Source organism: Paenibacillus sophorae, from assembly GCF_018966525.1.
GTDB lineage: Bacteria > Bacillota > Bacilli > Paenibacillales > Paenibacillaceae > Paenibacillus_AQ > Paenibacillus_AQ sophorae.
Genome location: NZ_CP076607.1, coordinates 4,696,686 through 4,717,000, shown reverse-complemented (window position 1 = coordinate 4,717,000; position 20,315 = coordinate 4,696,686). Strand labels below are relative to the sequence as shown.

Genomic DNA, 20,315 nt, shown 5'->3' with positions numbered 1-20,315 from the left:
AAATCGGAGAAAGGAGCGGATAAGAATGGCGGAGAAGCTTGATTCATATCACGCACGAATTGCGAAGCTGAAAGAGGATGGCAAGCTGACGGCTGAGGCCGAAGCGCTGCTGGAAGAATTGATGGTGGACCTTGCGGAGATGGAGCGGAGCAACAGGGCGCTGCGGAAGGCTGCGGTGAAGGCGGCCGGAGGACAGACGATGTCCAGCCGTTTGCGCGATGCGCTGTACGAATAGGAAGAAGAGATTGTGGAGGAACACGGATGTCCATTATTTTTCCTTTTTTGAAAAAATACCGGGTCGCTGCTGGTTTGGCCCTGCTTATGATGCTGGTTGAACTGACGGTGGAACTGTCACAGCCCTTGCTGATTTCCAAAATTATTGATGGCGGCATCCGGCAGCGGAATCTTTCCGTGGTCTGGCTGTGGGGCGGCATATTGGCTGCAAGCGCAGCTTTGGCATTTACCGCCGGCATTCTCAGTTCTTTTTTCGCCTCGCATGCCAGCCAGGGATTCGGGTTCGATCTAAGAGACAAGCTGTATACGAAGGTGCAGTCTTTTTCATATGAAGCGTTTAATCGCTTTACCGCGTCCACGCTGATTACGCGCCTGACGGGAGACGTGACACAGCTGCAGGATATGGTCTTTATGGGCCTGCGGTTTATGTCCCGCATTCCGCTTATGGTGGTTGGCAGCGTCATTATGGGTCTGGTCGTGCAGTGGAGACTTGGGCTTATTCTGGCGGTGACCGTGCCGGTTATGATCGCCTTCCTGTTTGTACTGATGAGAAGATCTTCAAGAATGTTCCGTACGGTCCAGAGCAAGCTGGACGGGGTGAACGGCGCCTTGCAGGAGAATTTGACAGGTATCCGGCTGATACGGGTATTTGTGCGGATGGCCCATGAGATTGGACGGTTTGCCGGCTACAGCAAGGATCTTATGCGCAGTACGGTGTCTGCACTGCGGCTTACGGAGACGACAATGCCGTTCATATTGCTGATGATGAATGGCGGCATTCTGGTGCTGCTGTGGCTGGGCAGAATTCAAATCACTGCGGGGGCGGCCACGCAGGGGCAGACCGTCGCGGTGATCAATTACTCGCTGCGGACGATCGGAGGATTGTCGGCTTTGTCCGGGGTTGTGGCGGCCTATTCCAGATCGCTCGCTTCTGGAATGCGTATCTCGGAAGTGCTCACGGTGACCGCCACGGAAGAGACGGAGAACCGGCAGGAGCCTGCGATACCAGAACGCATCCGGGGCGACGTGCGATTCGAGGGAGTGGGATTCCGCTATCCGGGCAGTGATATCGCTGCCTTGTTGGAAGTGTCTTTTGCCGCCCGGCCGGGAGAACGGATTGCCATTATGGGTGCGACCGGCTCCGGCAAATCGTCGCTGGTCTGCCTGATTCCAAGGTTGTATGAACAGACGAACGGTACAATCACGGTCGACGGGAAGGATACGCGGCAGATGGATTTGGCTCTGCTGCGCGGCACCATCGGCTATGTTCCTCAGGAGGTGCTGCTCTTCTCAGGGACGGTCCGCGAGAATATTGCCTGGGGCAATGAACGCGCAAGCCAGGATGAGATTGAAGCTGCGGCGCGGGCGGCGCAGATTCACGAAACGGTACAAAGTCTGCCAGGCGGCTACGACACCATGCTTGGACAGCGGGGAGTCAATCTTTCGGGCGGACAGAAGCAGCGGCTAAGCATCGCCAGAGCTCTTGTCCGGAAGCCATCCATCCTGATTCTTGACGACAGCACAAGCGCCCTTGACGCGGTGACCGAAGGCGCGCTGCTGGATGCCCTGCGAAGCATGTCATGCACGACATTTATGATCACGCAGAAGATTAGCTCGACTGTGGGTGCCGACCTGATTCTGCTGCTGGATGAAGGGCGGCTGATCGCAAAAGGCAGTCACGAGGAGCTATATGCCGGCTCCGGATTATACCGGAGCATATGCGAGTCGCAGAGCGGGAGGGGGATGACCCATGTTCAAAGCCTTACTTGAGCCGTTCCGCCATCCGCGTCCCGTCATCGAGCTTGGTGAAAGCAGGGGATTATCGTCGGGACGGAAGCCCAAAGCGGCTGGTGCGAAGGACTGGTCCAGCACGCTTCGGCGGCTGTGGAGCTATCTGGCCGAGCGCAGAATCAAGCTGATTCTGGTGCTGGTCATGGTCGTGTTCAGCTCGGGCCTCTCGCTGCTTGGGCCGTTTATGATCGGCAGGGCGGTGGACCGCTACCTGGAAGGGGGCGGGAGCCATTGGGGGCTCTTTTTGACGGGACTGGGTGCGGTTTATGTACTGTATTCCCTTACGAGCTGGCTGCAAAATATATGGATGATCGAAATTTCCCAGGAAACGGTGTACCGGATGCGGACCGAACTGTTCTCCCATCTGCACAGCCTGCCTATTTCCTTCTTCAATCGGCGTCAGCAGGGCGAAATCATGAGCCGCCTGACCAACGACATTGAGAATGTCAGCTCCAACCTGAACAGCTCGGCCATCGACATCTTCTCCGGCGTTCTTACCTTGGCAGGTACGTTGACTGTCATGCTGTGGCTTAGTCCTCTGTTGACTCTTCTTACCTTCATAGTAGTGCCGATTATGGCCCTTGGAATGCGCTGGATTACACGGCGGACGGGGCCACTGTTCAAGCAGCGGCAGCGGAATATGGGGGAACTTAACGGCTATATCGAAGAGACGCTGTCGGGTCAGCGGGTGATCAAGGCGTTCGGGCAGGAACATCGGGTCATCTCCGGCTTTCAGGATCGCAACAACCGGATTATGCTCTCCGGGTTCTGGGCGCAATCGATCTCCGGGTTTATTCCGAAGCTGATGAATGGGCTTAATGATCTGAGCTTCGCCATCGTTGCCGGGTTCGGTGGGATTTTGGCGGTGCGCGGTTCAATTACGGTCGGGGTGATCCTTGTCTTTGTGGAATATACACGCCAATTTACCCGGCCTCTGAACGATCTGGCGAATCAATGGAACAGCGTGCTGTCCGCCATTGCCGGAGCCGAGCGGGTATTTGAAGTCCTTGACGAGAGGGCGGAGGCCGAGGATGAGAGTGACGCGGCTGCGGTTGAACATATCCGGGGAGAGGTGCGGTTCCGCGAGGTATCCTTTTCCTATAATGGAGAAAGCGATAATCTAAAGGACATCAGCTTCGAGGCGAAGCCCGGCGAGATGATCGCGCTGGTCGGCCCTACCGGAGCGGGCAAGACAACGCTGATCGGTCTGCTGTCCCGGTTCTACAATCCGTCCAAAGGAATCATTACGATTGACGGAAGGGATCTGGCATCCATCCGCAGGGAAAGTCTGCGCAGCCAAATGGCGTTCGTGCTGCAGGACACCTTCTTGTTCAAGGGGAGCATACGAGACAATATCCGCTATGGACGGCTGGACGCTTCAGACGAAGAGGTGGAGCGGGCCGCCAGATTGGCCAATGCCCATTCCTTCATCATGCGTCTGCCGGGAGGGTATGACCGGATGCTGTCGGTTGAAGGAGGAGGAATCAGCCAGGGGCAGAAGCAGCTGCTTGCCATCGCCAGGGCGATCCTGGCCGATCCGGCCATGCTGGTGCTGGATGAAGCGACCAGCAGCATCGACACGGTAACTGAACTAAAAATTCAGGAAGGTCTGCAATCCTTGATGAAAGGGCGCACCAGCTTTGTCATCGCCCACAGGCTGAATACGATTCGCCAAGCCGACCGGATCCTTGTGCTTCAGGATGGCAGGCTTGTTCAACAGGGCAGCCATGAGGAGCTGCTGGACAAGGGCGGGTTATACAGCGAGCTGGTTAAGGGCGCGGTGAAGGTCTAGGAGAAACATCCGTCGCCATAATCCGCCCTTAGCAGGGCTCATTCATATGCGCCTTACTTTTCCGGATAAGTCTCCCTCAGAAATGATACCGATTGGTTAATCAGCGCTTCTAACACTTCAACCTTAATATCAGCGATTTTATTGATGTAGACGCAGCCTTTTCCTGCTGTATATTTTCCCAAATCCGCGAGCAAAGCTTCCCGTTCCGGATTATAAGCCGCTAAATAGAGGCTGATCTTGGCCTTTCGGGGTGAAAAACCGACGAGCGGCGCATCGCCCTCATGGCCCGTGGCATATTTATAGTGATAGGACCCGAATCCGATAATGCTCGTTCCCCACATTTTTGCCGGGAAGCCGGTCGTTTCCGTAAAAATATCGAGCAGCTTGTACGCGTCTTCACGCTTCTGGGGATGCTCCACATTTTCTATAAACTCGATAACACTGCTGTCGTTTTCTTTCGTCTTCAATTCATACATAGCAGAAACTCCTTTCGCCTTCGGAACTGGAACCGGCAGTCCAATTAAACGGCTTCTTTCGCTTCCTTCAGCTTGCGGAGGGGGCCGCTTGTCCATTTTTTCCCCAGTTCAATTGAAGGCTTCTCGATAAAATAGTACGACAGGCTGGAAGCCAGAAGCGACAGACACACAGCGATGGAGAGTGTCGCCCACATGGGCAGCAGATTGTGAAAAGCGTAAATGCAGGAGAACAGTGCCACCGAATGGTAAAGATAAAGGCTGTAAGAGATCGCCCCCAAAAATTTGACCGGCTTTTTCTCGAGCAGATTTGAAATCTTGGGTGAAGACAAGGTCGACGTAATCAGGATACACACGCCAACCGCGATTCCCCAATCAGCGGCCAGAGACAGCCAAACCCCGCTTACGGAGAACAACCGTTTGAATACAGCATCGCCGATCCCGGCGTAGGTATACACGATCAGACCCGACAACAATAAAGCATATTTCATTGTAACACTTAAACCTAGCACTTTTGAAATGAGAATTACCCGGTTTTTGGCAAGCAGGGCACCCAGGATAAAGAATGAAATGTAGTGGAGGGTAAAGTAGAGGTTGGAGGAAATGGGATGTGAATTAGCCGGATGCGCCAGATTGTTAAGCAAGAGGGCCGTACCCGACAAGAGTATGCCCAGAGCCACATTTGACTTCCAACCGAATCTCTTGATGAAGAGCATGATGAAGGGGAAGACGAGGGAGACTCGTAGTTCGACGGACAATGACCACAGGACGGGGTCCAATGCGTAATCCTTAAAGCTGCCGATCAGAATAATATGATCCACAATCAGCCCTAAGGACAAAGGCGTGCTCCATACATCATGAAAAAAAGAGCTGGACCCGGAGCCCAGTCCCGGATGATAAAAGGCCAGATAAGCCAAAATTGAGCACCCGACGGCCACGATATAAGGAATATAGATTCTGCACAGCCTCTTGATAAAAAAATGCGGGATATTCACTTTTTTTCCATCGGAATAAAAGGGCAGCGACAGGACAAAACCGCTTAAGACAAAGAAAAAGATGACCGCCTCATGCCCCGCTTTGAAGATTCGCAAAGGTGTGTAATTTAACGCATCCAGCCACAGCAATCCTGTAAAAATAAATACAAAATGATGGACAACTACAGTCAGCGCCGCCAGCCCTCTTAAAGAGTCCAACTGATGGTATCTTGTCAACCCAGCACCTCCGCGATATTCATTATTGAAATTATTATCCGGAATATAGGCCTGTGATTTGCCGGAAATGGGATCAGGAAGCGGGTTTGGAAGGTTGTCTTGGTCCGGCCCTATGTTTCTCCTTGAAGCGGGGTCCGACATAATTCCGCTTGCGGTCCCGGGTCAGAATCCAGCCGCCCAGAAAGCTCATGCCCGCCGCGAACATGACAAGTCCTCCGGCAAAATGAAGCCAGGCGAAAGCAGGAGCCGCCGTCATGTCGCCGTGCATCGCAAGATAGTCGAACAGATCGTCTTTCATCATGAGGAAGCCCTTCATGGCCAGCAGACCGGGCAGAACCAGAATAAGGATGGCAATAAAGCGGGAGAGCAGCAGTTTCATAACCGTTTCCTTCCTCTCTATAACCTATTTCTGGGGATGAGCGGAACGTTTTAGCCTCTTCTTAATTAACAGCATTTTGCAAAATACTCATTTTTATGATAACGCTTCGAATTTTAAATGTCCATGGCGCAAAGGCATTTTGTGATATGGGAAAAAGGGAGTACAATAGAATGGATTATGCGAATGATGCGTAAAGAACTGGGGGATACATATTTATGACCATTTCATGTGATGTCGCGGTGCTCGGGGGAGGAACCGGGGGCTATGTGGCGGCGATTCGGGCCGCTCAGCTCGGCAAGTCGGTTGTCATCATCGAACAGGACAAACTGGGCGGAACGTGCCTGCATCGCGGCTGCATTCCAAGCAAGTCGCTCCTGCGCAGCGCGGAGGTCTACGCGGATATTGCGGGAAGCGAGGAATACGGGATTGAAATTTCCGGTGTCAAGCTGGCGTTCGGCAAAGTGCAGCGCCGCAAGGAAGCGGTTGTAGAGCAGCTGCATCAGGGCGTCCAGTATTTGATGCGTAAAAATAAAATTCAGGTGCTTAAAGGGAAGGGACGCGTTATCGGTCCTTCGATCTTTTCTCCGCGCAGCGGGGCTGTCGCGGTGGAGCTTGAGGACGGTGAGATGGAGACGGTAGTGTCGGTCAACCTTATCATCGCTACCGGGTCGCGCCCCCGGTTCATTCCGGGGCTTGAGCCGGATGGGCAGTATATTCTAAGCAGTGAAGAAGCGCTTCGGATGGAGGAGCTGCCGGCATCAATGCTGATCGTTGGCGGCGGAGTTATCGGCGTGGAATGGGCGTCGATGCTGGCTGATTTCGGCGTACGGGTCACTGTCGTCGAAGCTGCTGAGCAGCTGCTTCCCCGGGAAGACATCGAGGTAGCCCGGGAACTACAGCGCCTGCTGAAAAAACGCGGAGTAACCGTAATGACGGGCGTAACGGTGAACGCAGGCACATGCCAGGTGACTGGAGAAGGCGTCAGCGTAGAAGTGACCAAGGGCGGCAAAACCGAGGTGCTGACCGCCGGCAAGCTGCTGGTATCGGTGGGAAGAGAGGCCAATATCCACAATATCGGCCTGGAGAACACGGATATCCGCTTTGATAAGGGCGTCATCGAAGTGAACGCCAGCATGCAGACGAACGAACCGCATATTTATGCGATCGGAGACTGCATCGGGGGACTGCAGCTGGCTCATGCCGCCAGCCATGAAGGCATTATGGCGGTCAATCATCTGGCCGGAGAGCGGCTGCATCCATACCATACCCACCTTGTCCCGCGCTGCGTGTACACTCGGCCGGAGGTGGCGAGCGTAGGCTACACGGAGAAGGAGGCCAAAGAGCTTGGCCGCGATGTCGCAACCGGAAAATTTCCGTTCTCGGCAATTGGCAAAGCGCTTGTGTACGGTTCGAAAGACGGCTTCGTGAAGGTTGTCGCCGATAAGACAAGCGGAGACATTCTTGGTGTGCAAATGATCGGGCCCCATGTGACCGATCTGATCGGCGAGGCCGCATTAGCCCAGCTGCTGGATGCGACGCCTTGGGAAATCGGCGAGGCGATACATGCGCATCCCACGCTCTCTGAAATTGTCGGCGAAGCGATGCTTGCCGTGGATGGCAAGGCCATCGGCATTTGACAGGGGCCGAAGTTAAATCACGGAAAAGTCCTGCAGCGCCCGCATACGGGCCGAAGCGGGGGACTGCTTCACCCGGTCCCGCGTCATTCGGTGTAAACGGGCGCTGATCGGCTTTTCTTTTTGAAGTCAAACGCTATATAATAGACTTATACCCGATTAGTACCAGGTTTTAAGATCAGATCAATAAACGGTCTGCCTGTGGCGGGATCGGGCAAGAACTAAGGAGGTACCTCTACTATGGATACGCAAGGTACTGCAAATAAAGTGAACAGGCATGAACCGCTTGGATTGACCGACGGCCAAGTGATCGACATGTACCGACATATGATGCTTGCGCGCAAATACGACGAGCGCAGTCTGCTGCTCCAGCGGGCCGGGAAGATCAACTTCCACGTCTCGGGCATCGGCCAGGAAGCGGCGCAGGTGGCGGCCGCCTTCGCGCTCGACCGGGAGAACGATTATTTTTTGCCCTACTACCGTGATTATGCATTCGTACTGACTGTCGGTATGACGACCCGCGAGCTGCTGCTGTCGGTATTCGCCAAGGCGGAGGACCCGAACAGCGGCGGACGGCAGATGCCCGGCCATTTCGGCAGTAAGCGGCTGCGTATCGTTACCGGCTCAAGCCCCGTTACAACGCAGGTTCCTCATGCGGTCGGCTTTGCGCTGGCAGCCAAGATGCAGAAGAAGAAATTCGTCTCTTTCGTCACGTTCGGTGAAGGCTCCAGCAATCAGGGGGATTTTCATGAAGCGTGCAACTTTGCCGGAGTGAATAAGCTTCCGGTCATTATTATGTGCGAGAACAACCAGTACGCGATCTCGATTCCGGCTCACCGCCAGCTTGGCGGCAAGGTTAGCGACCGTGCGCTCGGCTACGGATTTCCGGGCGTCCGCGTGGATGGCAACGATCCGCTGGAAGTATACCGAGTCGTCAAGGAAGCCCGCGAACGGGCGATAGCGGGCGAAGGCCCGACGCTGATTGAAGCGATGATGTACCGCCTTTCCCCGCATTCCACCTCTGATAACGACCTTGCATACCGTACCAAAGAAGAGGTCGAGGAGAACTGGAAAAAAGACGGCGTAGCCCGTTTCCGGGATTATTTAACGGAGCTTGGCCTGTGGAGCGAGGAACAAGAACGCGATCTCGCCGCCCAGTACAATCTGGAGCTCAAAGAAGCAATCGAATACGCCGACAATGCGCCGTTCCCGAAACCGGAAGATACGCTGCTGCATGTGTACAGCGAATCCGAAGGAGGGGTGTAATTTATGGCAATGATGGAATATATCGATGCCATCCGGCTGGCGATGAAGGAAGAAATGGAACGCGACGACTCCGTCTTCGTACTTGGCGAGGATGTCGGCGTTAAAGGCGGCGTGTTCACCACGACCAAGGGGCTGCAAGAGCAGTTCGGCGCAGAGCGCGTGCTTGATACGCCGCTTGCGGAATCGGCGATTGCGGGCGTGGCGATCGGCGCGGCAATGTATGGCATGAAGCCGATTGCGGAAATGCAATATTCCGATTTCATGCTTCCGGCGACTAACCAGATTATTAGCGAAGCGGCCAAAATCCGCTACCGCTCCAATAACGATTGGAGCTGTCCGGTTGTCATCCGTGCGCCGATTGGCGGCGGCATTTTCGGCGGTCTGTACCATTCACAGTGTACTGAATCGATATTCTTCGGCACACCGGGACTAAAGATCGTCGCGCCTTATTCGGCATATGACGCGAAAGGGCTGCTGAAAGCCGCCGTCCGCGACCCGGACCCGGTTCTGTTCTTCGAGAACAAGAAATGCTACAAGCTGATCAAAGAGGACGTTCCGGAGAGCGACTATACCGTTCCGATCGGCGAAGCGAACCTGCTGCGCGAGGGTGATGATATCACAGTCATCGGCTACAGCCTGCCGCTGCATTTTGCGATGCAGGCGGCGGAGGAATTGGAGCGCGAGCAGGGCATTACAGCGCATATTCTCGATCTGCGCACGCTGCAGCCGCTGGACCGCGAGGCGATCAAGGCAGCCGTGCGGCGGACAGGCAAGGTGCTGATTGTGCATGAGGACAACAAGACGGGCGGCGTAGGCGCCGAGGTTGCGGCGATTATCGCCGAGGAGTGCCTGTTCGAGCTGGACGCGCCGATCTTCCGCCTGTGCGGGCCTGATGTTCCGGCAATGCCGATCAGCCCGCCGATGGAGAAGTTTTTTATGCTCAGCAAGGACAAATTGAAAGCGGAAATGCTGCGCCTTGCGCAGTATTAGGACCCGGAAATGGTGGTAATTAAGAAACCATCTTGCGAGTACAGCACGTTTAAGGAGTGAAAGTATGACCGACAACAAGAAGTTGACGGATGTTGCGATGCCGCAGCTCGCGGAATCGCTGGTATCGGCAACAATCGGCAAGTGGCTGAAGAAGCCGGGTGATCCGGTGGAGCAGTATGAGCCGCTGTGCGAAGTGATTACGGATAAGGTCAACGCCGAGCTGCCGTCCACGGTGGACGGAGTCATGGGCGACATTTTGGCGGAGGAGGGGCAGACGGTCGCGGTCGGCGAAGTGATTTGCCGGATCGAGGTATCCGTTCCGGCGGCCCCCGCCGAAGCCGCCGCTCCCGCGCGCGCCGAGGCGCCGCAGCGCGCGGCCGTAGCCGCCGCGCCTTTAGCGGCGGCGCAGCCTGCGGCATCCGGCGCAGCCTATGCCGCGCAAGACCCTAACGCGCCGATGCGGGCGCGTTATTCCCCTGCTGTGCAGAGCCTCGCGGCGCAGCACAGCATTGATCTGTCCGCCGTGCCGGGCACCGGCCTCGGCGGACGCGTCACGCGCAAGGACGTGCTGGCGTTCCTTGCGAGCGGACCTGCGGCGGTGACTGCGCCGCAGAGCAGCCCCGCGCCGCAGCAGCCGGCGGCTGGCGCAGCCGCGCAGCCGCAGGGCGCGGCGTCCATCACGCAGGCGGTAAGCGCGCCTGCGCCGGTGGAGACGCTGCCGCCCGTCCGGCATTCCGGGCTGCATCTATCGGAGCTGCCGCGCATCCCCGAAATTGAGGTGGAGAGCGGGCGTTCCGAGTATTTGATCGACGTAACGCCGATCCGCAATACGATCGCTTCACGGATGCGCCAGAGCGTCTCGGAAATTCCGCATGCCTGGACGATGATCGAGGTGGACGTGACGAACCTTGTGCTTCTTCGCAATAAGCTGAAGGATGAATTCAAGCGCAGAGAAGGGATCAACCTGACGTATCTCGCTTTCTTGATGAAGGCCGTCGTCAGCGCGATCAAGGATTACCCGATTATGAACTCCGTCTGGGCGGTTGACAAAATCATTGTCAAGCGGGACATTAATATATCGCTGGCGGTCGGCACCGAGGATTCGGTCTGGACCCCGGTTATCAAGAAGGCGGACCAGAAGAACGTGGCGGGTCTTGCCCGCGAAATCGAAGAACTGGCGATGAAGACGCGCGAAGGCAAGCTGCGTGTGGAGGATATGCAGGGCGGAACCTTCACCGTTAACAATACCGGCTCGTTCGGCTCGATTCTGTCTTATCCGATCATCAACTATCCGCAGGCAGCCATTTTGACTTTTGAATCGATTGTGAAAAAGCCTGTCGTCATCAACGATATGATTGCTGTCCGTTCGATGGCCAACATTTGCCTCTCGCTGGACCACCGGATTCTCGACGGCGTTATCTGCGGACGCTTCCTGCAGCGGGTGAAGGATAATATCGAGAGCTACAGCCTGGATACGAACGTCTATTAAGCGCGCGTGCCGATACGAATGCCGGCCTGACCGGGGTCCGGATAACCGCCGGGTCACAGGATAGGCCGGCTTTAAGGGCTTCGTAAGAATCAAGGGCAAAGGAGATGTTTAAGCATGGACAGCACAGAACCTCGGAAGCTGGAAATATCCTATGTTCCCATGATCGAATACAGCCAAGCCTGGGATATGCAAAAAGAGTCGGTCCGCGCCATTGACGCCGGTGAGCGTCCGGAACGGCTGATTCTTTTGCAGCACCCGCCAACCTATACGATCGGATCGCAGAACCATCCCGAGCATCTTCTGCTAAACGCCGAGCAGCTGCGGGAGGAGGGAATCTCCTTGTTTGAAATCGACCGCGGCGGGGATATCACCTATCACGGACCGGGACAACTGGTCGGTTACCCGCTGCTAAGAATCGGCGAGCAGGGCAGAGTCGACCTTCACGGATATCTGCGGTCACTGGAGCAGGTGATCATCGATTACCTTGCCACCTTCGGCATCGAGGGCGGAAGAAAGCCGGAATATACGGGAGTTTGGGTAGGCGATGTGAAGATTTGCGCCATCGGCGTGAAGTTCAATAAGAGCCGCACGCGCAAAGGCTTCTTGACCAGTCACGGCTTCGCCTTTAACATTCGGGAGGGCATCGCGGAGGAAGGGTTCCGGGGAATCATCCCCTGCGGCATTGCCGAGTACGGCGTAACCTCGCTGGAAGAATGCACCGGCCGCCGGTTCGAAATCGAAGAGGTTGCAGCGGAACTCGTTCCCCATTTTCTAAACCGGTTCCCTTATGACGGGATCGTGTCGGATTGGGAGAAGGCCCTGGCCGAACAATAAACGAAGAGCAGCGCAAAACAGCGGCCCGGAATATCCGGACCGCTGTGTAATTAGCGGGGAAAGCCGCCAAGTTTCGTTATCCGGCTAGAAAAGGCTCAATAACAATCATCAGCGTGGAAGCTACCATTGCGATCAGCATTACATAAATAAAGATGCGGAACCATTTTTGACGTTGCATGTGTGACTCCTTTGGAATTAGTTTAAGTTTAGGGCATACAGCGCTTTTGCCGGGGAACCGGCTACAACTTATTGTAACGTATACTTGAAAGCGAGGGAAGTCCGGTGGTAGTACAAGACCGATTGATTCAGGAATTTATAGAACTTGTCCAGATCGACAGCGAGACGAAGAATGAACGGAACATCGCCGATCACCTGATCGGCAAATTCAAGGAGCTGGGACTTAAAGCCGTAGAAGACGATTCACAAGAAAGAACCGGGCACGGCGCGGGCAATCTGATTGTCACATGGCCTGCGGAGAATGCGGAAGACGCTCCCAAGCTGCTGTTCACCTGCCATATGGATACGGTTGTTCCGGGTCAGGGAATCAAGCCAACGCTCGGAGAAGACGGCTGGATCACGAGCGATGGCACGACCATCCTCGGGGCGGACGACAAAGCGGGTCTGGCCGCGCTCTTTGAAGGGATTCGCGTAATCAAGGAGCAGAACCTTCCGCATGGGCAAATTCAGTTCGTCATCACGGCGGGCGAGGAGTCCGGGCTGGTCGGCTCGCGTTCGCTCGACCCGAAATATTTGGACGCGGATTTCGGCTTTGCGCTTGATTCCAACGGCGAAATCGGCGCCATCGCGGTAGCCGCTCCGACTCAGGCGAAGATCTCGATGCAGATCTTCGGCAAATCAGCTCATGCCGGCGTCAATCCCGAAGACGGCATCAGCGCCATCCAGGTGGCAGGCAAAGCGATTGCCGCGATGAAGCTTGGCCGCATCGACAGCGAGACGACCGCCAATATCGGCAGATTTGCAGGCGGCGGCCCGACGAACGTCGTCTGCGATCATGTGCAGCTGGATGCGGAAGCGCGGAGCATTGTCCAGGAAAAGGTGGATCTGCAGCTGGCGCAGATGCGCGAAGCGCTTGAAACTACAGTGCGCGAATATGGGGCGGAATGCGAATTCCGCAGCGAGATCATCTACCCGGCCTTCAGCTTTAACGAGCATGACCCCATTGTGAAGCTGGCTGAGCGGTCCATATCCTCGATCGGGCTGACACCAAGGCGTTTCCCGTCGGGCGGCGGCAGTGACGCCAATGTGTTCAACGGACTGAACGTGCCGACGCTCAACCTGGCCATTGGATATGAGAATATTCATACGACCAAAGAGCGGATCAAGGCGGCTGATATCGTCAAGGCGGCCGAGCTGGTAGTGGCGATTGTCAAAGAAAGCGTAAATCAATAACTCTGGGAGCTGAACAACCTCCTTTCGGCGGTAATCCCGACGGAGAAAAACGGCTGACGAAGTAATTGTCGGCAAGGAAAACGATCAGCTGCGGAAAATCTCTGCACGCAAAAGCGCTCTGCCGGGGCAAGCATCCGAGTCGTTCCGGACGCTTGTCCGGCGCAGGTTCCCGCGGATATTTCAAAAATTAAAGCCGATCTTGCCTGTTCCAGGCATGGAGATCGGCTTATTCCCGTTATTGCTCTTCATCCTGCTCAAACTTAACTCTTCTTCGTCAGCCCTATTTATGCACTATAGATATGCTTGATGACCTGCTCGATTGGGATATTGGTGATGTTAATGTCGGCCACTTGGAACCTGTCAAGGATTTCGTAAACGGAACGCTTAATATCATTCTTCGTCAGATCAATCTCGATTTGAGCGGACTGCTGCCCCCATGCAATCACGTTGTATCCTTCCAGTTTTGATGGATCGAGCGGTTTGTTGAATTTTACTTCAATGATCTTGCTGTTGGCAAAATAAGTGCTTAGGGTTTCCATGCTGTCGTCGAAAACGACCTTCCCCTTGTTTATGATCGTTACGTTGTCACACAGGTTCTCGAGATCGGCCAGGTCATGCGTTGTGACCAGGAAAGTCGTACCCTGCTCTTTGTTCATTTGCTTAATGAAACGGCGGATCGTTTCCTTGGAGACGATGTCCAGGCCAATTGTTGGTTCATCTAAGAAGATCAACGCGGGCTCATGCAGAAGCGCGCACACCAGCTCGCATTTCATGCGTTCGCCAAGCGACAGGGTACGGACGGGCTGGTTCACGACATGGCCAATTTGCAGCAGTTCCTTGAAGTAAGCCATTCGCTCTTTGTATTTTTCATCCGGTATCCGATACATTTCCTTGTTCAGCGCAAAGGTATCTATTGGCGGTAAATCCCACCACAGCTGCGACTTTTGGCCGAACAGTACTCCTAGATGCCGCACGAACCGTTCCCGTTCCAACCAAGGAGTAAAGCCAAGTACGTTGACCGTACCCTCAGACGGGTGGAGAATGCCTGACATCATCTTGATCGTTGTCGATTTGCCAGCGCCGTTCGGGCCGATAAGCCCTCTGATTTCTCCTTTCCGGATGCTCAGATTCACATCGCTCACACTGTTTACATGCTCGACTTCCCGGCTGACCAGTGATCGGATGGATGACAGGAAACCTTCCTTTTTCTTTATTTTCTTGAAGGTCTTTGTCAAACCCCGTACCTCTATGATTGTGTCGTTCAACCCGTTATCCTCCCGCACTCGTGTAATTGCGCAGACAACGGTTCCATGCTGCGATGCTCAGCCAGAACAGCGCCACACAGCAAACCGAAGCCGCCCATATCAAGCTGTCCAACCTGCCCAGCAGAATCTGTGCCGGATAATACGTCCAAATGGCAAATGGCAGAAAAGTAACCATCACCATGCGAAGTGCGACAGGAAAAATGTTGGTTGGGTAGTTCCCGAAATCGGTAATCCGGTCGAACATTTCATCAATCCTCCCCATCTGCACAATCATGATGACGATAGCGCTGTAGAAGATGTTGACAGCCATGAACAAAATGACGCCGCATACCAAGCTGACCATCATCATCAGTAGCTTGGTAAAAGTCAAATCAATATGCAGCCGGTGAAAGGCCAGGCTGGTAACGGTCAAACCGGCAATACAAGAGCCGATGCCGTTCAACTGAAAGCCGCTGCAAAGCAGCACGCCGATCGGCGGATACGGCTTAAGCAGCAGCCGGTCGAACTCGCCTTTCCAGACCATTTGCATGACCGAATGGCGAAGATCTCCGAATAGCAGTTCGCGAATACCGAACCAAAGGAGCAGGATGCCTTGGAACAGCAGGATTTGATCCAGCGTCCAGCCAGGGTAACCGCGCGTCTGTGTAAAGAAAATATACTGGACGAGCGGCCCCAGACCCGAGACGATAATAGATATCAATAAGTTAGTCAAGAAGTCAAAGCGGTAGATCATGGCGCGTGACAAGCTAAGCTTCATGTGCCAAATGTACAATCGCATAAGTCCAGATAAAGTTGCCACCTGCTACCCTCCCGCCACGACGACTTTTTTGATTAGAACTGCCCAGATTATGCGAATTGCAGCATAAAAGATGGCTATCCATAGCAGTTGCATCAAGAGCACATGCAGCCATATACCCAAAGGGGCGGTATCCGGGTGGTTAATAAAGATACGGATCGGTTCATAAAATATGTACTGGAAAGGAAGCGCATCGCAGATATGTCTCAGCCATTCCGGGAAAAATTCAAGAGGAATCAGCGTACCGCCAAGAAGCTGGAGCAACGCATATTTGAGCCGATGGATGCCCTCGTTGTTATGGGTTAGAATCGCGGTCATGCCGATAAGATAGTTCATAAGGAAGTGAAGTATGAAAGCAGGCGCGATAATGGATAGAAATTTGCCGAACGAAGCAAGCGTCATGAACGTCGGAGGCAGAATCAACGAATAAATAATCATATCGGGAATAAATTCGAATAAAACACCCGCGGTGCGCAATGCAATCGCGTTCGCAAGTTCGAAGCGGAACAGAGAGACTGGCCTAAGCAATAGCGGACCTATATCGCCAGATAAAATGTAATTTGACATTCGCCTGTCCGTAAAGTTGAATGTGAAGATCCAAACGAAAGTGCCGACCGCATAGTACCAGATCATCTGTGTGAGGTCATAGCCCTTGATATGAGAGCTGCCATTATAAGCGTAAATGCTGTGGAACAGATAAATGTTCAGAATGAGCATAAACGGATGGATCACAATGGAAATCAGAAATCCCCTGGGGTAAGCCAGGAAAACTTTCAGATTCAGAAGAATCATTTTCAAAAATAGGCGCAAGGCATTCCTTCCTTTCCATTGGATTAGAAAAAAAGTGTGAGTGTTAACCATATTACTTTAATGTTTAATTTTTAGCAATTACAATTTGAACATTTTGCTTCACCCCAACTCGGCGAAGTTTTTTTGGCAACGCCACTAAAACTACTCAAGAGAAGAACGTACTTTTTTGTATATTATCTTCTTCAGGAAAGTTTTTCGTAGAATGTGGGGGAGTTACAATGAAAACGGGCCTTGGCAAATAGACAGTTTATCACCAAATAGAAAAGAAGCGCTCCCTTGAATCCGCGGGGCGCTTCCAGCTTGAAACGAATATGAAGCAATCCTGATACGAATAAAATGGAGCACAGCAGCCTCATTCAATATGAAGCGCTTTCATTCGATTCGAACCGTTAGCGCATCTATCCCGCCTGGGAGGTTTCGGACGGTTTGATCCGGTTCTCCGCGCCGATTTCGAGACGGAGAGCCATTTGCAGCGACAGTACATATTTTAGCGGCATATCGGGACCGAACCGCTTCTGCAAAGCGAGCAGCCCTTGACGAATTTGTTCCGGTTTTCCCGCGATCAACAACCCCGTACGGCCTACCCTGTTATTCATGACGATTTCCTTCTTTCTCTTGAAGTTTGCTATAATACACCGTATGCAGACCAGAGACAAAGGAGACCTGAAAAATATGGAAAATCAAGGAACTGAAGTGAAGAAAGTATGGCCGGCCAATCCGGCGCTGGACGAGACTACGGTATCCACCCAGCCTATTTTTGAAGGCAAAATCATTACGCTTCAGGTGGACACGGTGACGTTGCCGGACGGTAATACTGCAACCCGGGAAGTGGTTAAGCATCCGGGAGCGGTCGCGGTTCTGGCCCTGAATAAGGGCAAAATGCTCGTTGTCGAGCAGTTCCGTCAGCCGATGGGACGAACGGAAGTGGAGATTCCAGCAGGTAAACTGGACCCCGGCGAAGATCCGCTGGCAGCCGCCGGGCGGGAATTGCAGGAAGAGACGGGCTTTCACGGCGGCGATCTGTTCCTGCTGAAATCGTTCTACACCTCTCCGGGTTTCGCCAACGAGATTATTCATCTGTATGTGACGGAGAATGCGCAGAGCGGAGAGATGGCGCTTGACGAGGACGAGTTCCTTGTTGTGACGGAGCTGACTCTCGAAGAAGCGTACGAATACATTGCCGACGGGCGGATTGCCGACGCGAAGACCATGATGGCGGTTTATGCCTGGCATCTGTACACGCTCACCGGGAAATGGAACTAGAACGCACGGAGGCTCTTATGGGCCGGAATGCTTCTGCGGAGGAGCCGGATGTTAAGGCGTACGGTTCGAAATCCGCCGGGGAACCGGAGCTTGTCCGCTGCTATTGCGACCTGCATGTCCATATCGGCAGAACGTCCGAGGGACAGCCGGTCAAGATCAGTGGCAGCCGCGATCTGACCTTTGCGGGAATCGCCAAGGAAGCGGCGGAGCGCAAGGGAATCGGCTTAATCGGCATTATCGACAGCCACTCCCCTGCCGTTCAGCGGGATATTCTGAACTGTCTCCATGATGGAGAGATGACGGAGGCCGAAGGCGGCGGCATCGCGTACCGCGGAACGGCAATCATACTCGGTACAGAGATCGAAATCCGCGAGCCCGGGCGCAAAGAATGCCATGTGCTGGCCTTCATGCCCGATCTTAAGACGATGACCGAATTCAGCCTCTGGATGGGGCGCCATATGCGGAACGTTAACTTAAGCTCCCAGCGTATCTATGTTCCCTCCCGGGAGCTTCAGGACGAGATATACGGGCGCGGAGGGATATTGATACCCGCCCACATCTTCACGCCGCATAAAGGCTTGTATGGCTGTGCCGCCGAGCGGATGGCCGAGCTGTTCGACCTCCGGCGGATCGCCGCCGTGGAACTCGGTCTCAGCGCGGATTCGGAAATGGCCGGCTATATTTCCGAACTCGATCCGTACACGTTTCTGACGAATTCGGATGCTCATTCGCTGGGCAAGATCGGACGCGAATACAATGAAATGGAGCTCGCCGCCCCTTCGTTTGCGGAGCTGCGGCTTGCGCTTGAAGGCCGCGAAGGCCGCCGGGTTACGGCCAATTACGGGCTGAACCCCCGGCTTGGCAAGTACCACCGCACGTACTGCGCCGGCTGCGGCAGCATTATCGACGAAGCTTATGCGACCTCGCAGCGCTGTCCGTACTGCGGCAGCGTAAAGCTGGTGCAGGGTGTGCTGGACCGGATTCTGAATATCGCGGACAGGAAGGAACCGGTCGTTCCGGCTCGCCGCCCGCCTTACCGTTATCAGGTTCCGCTGGAGTTTATTCCGGGCCTCGGCAAGGCGAAGATGAATCTTCTGCTTCAGGCCTTCGGCACCGAGATGAATATCCTTCACGAAGCCGGCGAGGAGGAACTGGCTGCGGTAGCCGGAGCGGAGCTTGCCGCGAAGATCGCCGCCGCCCGCTCCGGAAGCCTGGAGCTTACCGCCGGCGGGGGCGGAACTTACGGCAGAGTAGCCCTTACGCCTAAGGACAAGTCATAGAGCGGGGCATTTCTTCATATGGTGTAACATGTGACCATGAGAGGAGAACGTCCCCGATGCGGAACTTCCGTCATATGATTAAGGAGCAGACGCCGCTTTATATTTTTGTCGCCGTATTATTCTTGGTTGGGGTCGTCTTCGGTGCCCTGATCATCAGCGCGCTGACGATGGACCAGCAGCAGGAGCTCAGCGACTATCTGGGCAATTTCTTTATGACCGTGGATCAGCACGGGCTTCCCGCAGCGCCGGAATCGTTCTGGAGCATTGCGGGTCTTCATCTGAAATGGATCGGCCTGATCTGGATTCTCGGCCTGTCGGTTATCGGGCTTCCCGGCATACTTGTTCTGGATTTCCTCAAGGGTGTGCTCATCGGCTTCACGGTCGGCTGCCTGGTAAGCCAATATTCATGGCATGGTCTGCTGTTCGCGCTTGTGTCCGTCGCTCCGCATAACCTTGTGGTGATCCCGGCGCTTCTCGTATGCAGCGCTGCGGCCATCGCGTTCTCGCTGCTCATGATCCGCAGCAGGGTGACCGCGCGTCGTCCGCTTCGCGTCGGGCGTCCTTTTGCCATGTACACGCTGCTGTCCTTTGTTATGGCCCTCCTGATTCTCGGCATATCCTCCTTCGAGACATGGGTTACGCCGACGATGATGCGCTGGGTGACTCCATCTTTGGTGCAGGCGACGGCGGAATATAACGGCCAGTAAAAGCGTTTGACTTCTCAAGTTTACTCCCCCTATAATGAAAGAAGTGACTTTAAGAGAACGCAGAGCTATTTTCCTGGGGGGAGGGAGAATGATTATGGAAGACAAGATCGATAAAATTAAGCAGCAACTGCAATCCCAAGGATACAAGCTTACACCCCAACGGGAAGCGACCGTACGTGTACTGCTGGAGAATGAGGAAGACCATCTCAGTGCCGAAGACGTGTTCATGCTCGTAAAGGAGAAGGCTCCCGAGATCGGTCTCGCCACCGTATATCGTACCCTTGAACTCCTCAGCGAGCTTCATATCGTGGAGAAGATCAACTTCGGCGACGGCGTCGCGAGATATGATCTGCGCACGGATACCTCCAAGCACCATCATCATCATATGATATGCGTGCAATGCGGCAGCATGGATGAGATCCGCGAAGACTGGCTTGGATCACTGGAAGAGAAGCTGGAGAAGGAATTCAATTTCGCGGTAATCGACCACAGACTCGATTTTCACGGGATTTGCTACCGCTGCAGGGAGAAGAACAATTCGGAAGGCAACCGTACCGAGTAAATTCATAGACTAATTAAGTTAATAGAATCAAGTTAATAGAAGATACACCCAGCAGCTCTCCCCGGCACTTTGCCGGAGAGAGCTTTTTGGTGGCGTCAGCAAGCGTGTTCATAGCGCCGGGATATACAT

General features: G+C 54.3%; 21 protein-coding genes. 13 read left to right on the top strand and 8 right to left on the bottom strand.

Annotated features, from left to right (window positions below; translation table 11 throughout):
- Positions 1–25: 25 nt before the first annotated feature.
- The 3 genes from KP014_RS22865 to KP014_RS22855 are packed head-to-tail and all read left to right on the top strand — an operon-like array spanning position 26 to position 3,817.
- Positions 26–235, top strand: coding sequence for a hypothetical protein (locus tag KP014_RS22865; protein WP_036601186.1), 210 nt, complete (start codon positions 26–28; stop codon positions 233–235).
- 26 nt (positions 236–261) lie between these two features.
- Positions 262–2,004: an ABC transporter ATP-binding protein gene (locus KP014_RS22860; RefSeq protein WP_036601184.1), complete on the top strand. Its 1,743-nt coding sequence runs from the start codon at positions 262–264 to the stop codon at positions 2,002–2,004.
- Entirely contained in the window at positions 1,985–3,817 is a 1,833-nt protein-coding gene (locus KP014_RS22855; protein WP_036601182.1) for an ABC transporter ATP-binding protein, read from the top strand. The genes KP014_RS22860 and KP014_RS22855 overlap by 20 nt, the downstream gene beginning before the upstream one ends.
- Before the next feature lie 53 nt (positions 3,818–3,870).
- On the opposite strand, the gene KP014_RS22850 is transcribed toward KP014_RS22855, so the two are convergent.
- From KP014_RS22850 to KP014_RS22840, 3 genes are all read right to left on the bottom strand, one after another.
- Entirely contained in the window at positions 3,871–4,293 is a 423-nt protein-coding gene (locus KP014_RS22850; RefSeq protein WP_036601180.1) for a DUF1801 domain-containing protein, read from the bottom strand.
- Between the two features lie 44 nt (positions 4,294–4,337).
- The gene (locus tag KP014_RS22845; protein ID WP_051500469.1) at positions 4,338–5,501 is read right to left on the bottom strand and encodes an acyltransferase family protein; all 1,164 of its coding nucleotides are present in this window, start codon (positions 5,499–5,501) and stop codon (positions 4,338–4,340) included.
- A 73-nt stretch (positions 5,502–5,574) separates the two neighbouring features.
- Positions 5,575–5,880 carry a DUF2627 domain-containing protein gene (locus KP014_RS22840; RefSeq protein WP_036601178.1) on the bottom strand — a complete coding sequence of 102 codons (306 nt, stop codon included), beginning with the start codon at positions 5,878–5,880 and terminating at the stop codon, positions 5,575–5,577.
- Positions 5,881–6,095: 215 nt separating this feature from the next.
- Here KP014_RS22840 and lpdA point away from each other — a divergent pair, with 215 nt between their 5' ends.
- The 5 genes from lpdA (at position 6,096) to lipB (ending at position 12,093) form a co-directional block, all read left to right on the top strand.
- Entirely contained in the window at positions 6,096–7,517 is a 1,422-nt protein-coding gene (lpdA, locus tag KP014_RS22835) for a dihydrolipoyl dehydrogenase (protein ID WP_090834157.1), read from the top strand.
- Positions 7,518–7,754: 237 nt separating this feature from the next.
- Complete coding sequence (locus KP014_RS22830; protein ID WP_036599765.1) at positions 7,755–8,780, top strand: thiamine pyrophosphate-dependent dehydrogenase E1 component subunit alpha; 1,026 nt, start codon at positions 7,755–7,757, stop codon at positions 8,778–8,780.
- Positions 8,781–8,783: 3 nt separating this feature from the next.
- Positions 8,784–9,770, top strand: a complete 987-nt coding sequence (locus KP014_RS22825) for an alpha-ketoacid dehydrogenase subunit beta (RefSeq protein WP_036599763.1) — start codon at positions 8,784–8,786, stop codon at positions 9,768–9,770.
- A 64-nt stretch (positions 9,771–9,834) separates the two neighbouring features.
- Positions 9,835–11,259, top strand: a complete 1,425-nt coding sequence (locus KP014_RS22820; RefSeq protein WP_090834158.1) for a dihydrolipoamide acetyltransferase family protein — start codon at positions 9,835–9,837, stop codon at positions 11,257–11,259.
- Positions 11,260–11,373: 114 nt separating this feature from the next.
- A complete protein-coding gene (gene lipB, locus KP014_RS22815) occupies positions 11,374–12,093 on the top strand; it encodes a lipoyl(octanoyl) transferase LipB (protein WP_036591904.1) in 720 nt (239 codons plus the stop codon).
- A 76-nt stretch (positions 12,094–12,169) separates the two neighbouring features.
- Here lipB and prli42 read toward each other — a convergent pair whose 3' ends face one another.
- Entirely contained in the window at positions 12,170–12,271 is a 102-nt protein-coding gene (gene prli42, locus KP014_RS22810; protein WP_090834159.1) for a stressosome-associated protein Prli42, read from the bottom strand.
- A gap of 104 nt (positions 12,272–12,375) precedes the next feature.
- On the opposite strand from prli42, the gene KP014_RS22805 reads away from it, so the two are divergent.
- Positions 12,376–13,503 carry a M20/M25/M40 family metallo-hydrolase gene (locus KP014_RS22805; RefSeq protein ID WP_090834160.1) on the top strand — a complete coding sequence of 376 codons (1,128 nt, stop codon included), beginning with the start codon at positions 12,376–12,378 and terminating at the stop codon, positions 13,501–13,503.
- Between the two features lie 284 nt (positions 13,504–13,787).
- Here KP014_RS22805 and KP014_RS22800 read toward each other — a convergent pair whose 3' ends face one another.
- The 4 genes from KP014_RS22800 to KP014_RS22785 form a co-directional block, all read right to left on the bottom strand.
- Complete coding sequence (locus tag KP014_RS22800; protein ID WP_051500139.1) at positions 13,788–14,768, bottom strand: ABC transporter ATP-binding protein; 981 nt, start codon at positions 14,766–14,768, stop codon at positions 13,788–13,790.
- 4 nt (positions 14,769–14,772) lie between these two features.
- Entirely contained in the window at positions 14,773–15,567 is a 795-nt protein-coding gene (locus KP014_RS22795) for an ABC transporter permease (RefSeq protein ID WP_139210590.1), read from the bottom strand.
- A 3-nt stretch (positions 15,568–15,570) separates the two neighbouring features.
- Positions 15,571–16,356, bottom strand: a complete 786-nt coding sequence (locus KP014_RS22790) for an ABC transporter permease (RefSeq protein WP_139210591.1) — start codon at positions 16,354–16,356, stop codon at positions 15,571–15,573.
- Between the two features lie 416 nt (positions 16,357–16,772).
- Complete coding sequence (locus KP014_RS22785; RefSeq protein WP_036601089.1) at positions 16,773–16,970, bottom strand: hypothetical protein; 198 nt, start codon at positions 16,968–16,970, stop codon at positions 16,773–16,775.
- 76 nt (positions 16,971–17,046) lie between these two features.
- On the opposite strand from KP014_RS22785, the gene KP014_RS22780 reads away from it, so the two are divergent.
- The 4 genes from KP014_RS22780 to fur all read left to right on the top strand — a co-directional run bounded on the left by KP014_RS22780 (position 17,047) and on the right by fur (position 20,186).
- Positions 17,047–17,637 (top strand): NUDIX hydrolase, encoded by a 591-nt coding sequence (locus KP014_RS22780; RefSeq protein WP_036601086.1) that lies wholly within the window; start codon positions 17,047–17,049, stop codon positions 17,635–17,637.
- A gap of 17 nt (positions 17,638–17,654) precedes the next feature.
- Positions 17,655–18,917, top strand: coding sequence for an endonuclease Q family protein (locus tag KP014_RS22775; RefSeq protein WP_090834162.1), 1,263 nt, complete (start codon positions 17,655–17,657; stop codon positions 18,915–18,917).
- Positions 18,918–18,973: 56 nt separating this feature from the next.
- Entirely contained in the window at positions 18,974–19,624 is a 651-nt protein-coding gene (gene spoIIM, locus KP014_RS22770; RefSeq protein ID WP_036594988.1) for a stage II sporulation protein M, read from the top strand.
- Between the two features lie 94 nt (positions 19,625–19,718).
- The gene (gene fur / locus KP014_RS22765) at positions 19,719–20,186 is read left to right on the top strand and encodes a ferric iron uptake transcriptional regulator (protein WP_036594994.1); all 468 of its coding nucleotides are present in this window, start codon (positions 19,719–19,721) and stop codon (positions 20,184–20,186) included.
- Positions 20,187–20,315: the final 129 nt, after the last annotated feature.

Coding starts and splice junctions, on each gene's coding strand:
- KP014_RS22865 (WP_036601186.1), top strand. CDS start 26: ATGGCGGAGAAGCTTGATTCATATCACGCACGAATTGCGAAGCTGAAA.
- KP014_RS22860 (WP_036601184.1), top strand. CDS start 262: ATGTCCATTATTTTTCCTTTTTTGAAAAAATACCGGGTCGCTGCTGGT.
- KP014_RS22855 (WP_036601182.1), top strand. CDS start 1,985: ATGTTCAAAGCCTTACTTGAGCCGTTCCGCCATCCGCGTCCCGTCATC.
- KP014_RS22850 (WP_036601180.1), bottom strand. CDS start 4,293: ATGTATGAATTGAAGACGAAAGAAAACGACAGCAGTGTTATCGAGTTT.
- KP014_RS22840 (WP_036601178.1), bottom strand. CDS start 5,880: ATGAAACTGCTGCTCTCCCGCTTTATTGCCATCCTTATTCTGGTTCTG.
- lpdA (WP_090834157.1), top strand. CDS start 6,096: ATGACCATTTCATGTGATGTCGCGGTGCTCGGGGGAGGAACCGGGGGC.
- KP014_RS22830 (WP_036599765.1), top strand. CDS start 7,755: ATGGATACGCAAGGTACTGCAAATAAAGTGAACAGGCATGAACCGCTT.
- KP014_RS22825 (WP_036599763.1), top strand. CDS start 8,784: ATGGCAATGATGGAATATATCGATGCCATCCGGCTGGCGATGAAGGAA.
- KP014_RS22820 (WP_090834158.1), top strand. CDS start 9,835: ATGACCGACAACAAGAAGTTGACGGATGTTGCGATGCCGCAGCTCGCG.
- lipB (WP_036591904.1), top strand. CDS start 11,374: ATGGACAGCACAGAACCTCGGAAGCTGGAAATATCCTATGTTCCCATG.
- prli42 (WP_090834159.1), bottom strand. CDS start 12,271: ATGCAACGTCAAAAATGGTTCCGCATCTTTATTTATGTAATGCTGATC.
- KP014_RS22790 (WP_139210591.1), bottom strand. CDS start 16,356: ATGATTCTTCTGAATCTGAAAGTTTTCCTGGCTTACCCCAGGGGATTT.
- KP014_RS22785 (WP_036601089.1), bottom strand. CDS start 16,970: ATGAATAACAGGGTAGGCCGTACGGGGTTGTTGATCGCGGGAAAACCG.
- KP014_RS22780 (WP_036601086.1), top strand. CDS start 17,047: ATGGAAAATCAAGGAACTGAAGTGAAGAAAGTATGGCCGGCCAATCCG.
- KP014_RS22775 (WP_090834162.1), top strand. CDS start 17,655: ATGGGCCGGAATGCTTCTGCGGAGGAGCCGGATGTTAAGGCGTACGGT.
- spoIIM (WP_036594988.1), top strand. CDS start 18,974: ATGCGGAACTTCCGTCATATGATTAAGGAGCAGACGCCGCTTTATATT.
- fur (WP_036594994.1), top strand. CDS start 19,719: ATGGAAGACAAGATCGATAAAATTAAGCAGCAACTGCAATCCCAAGGA.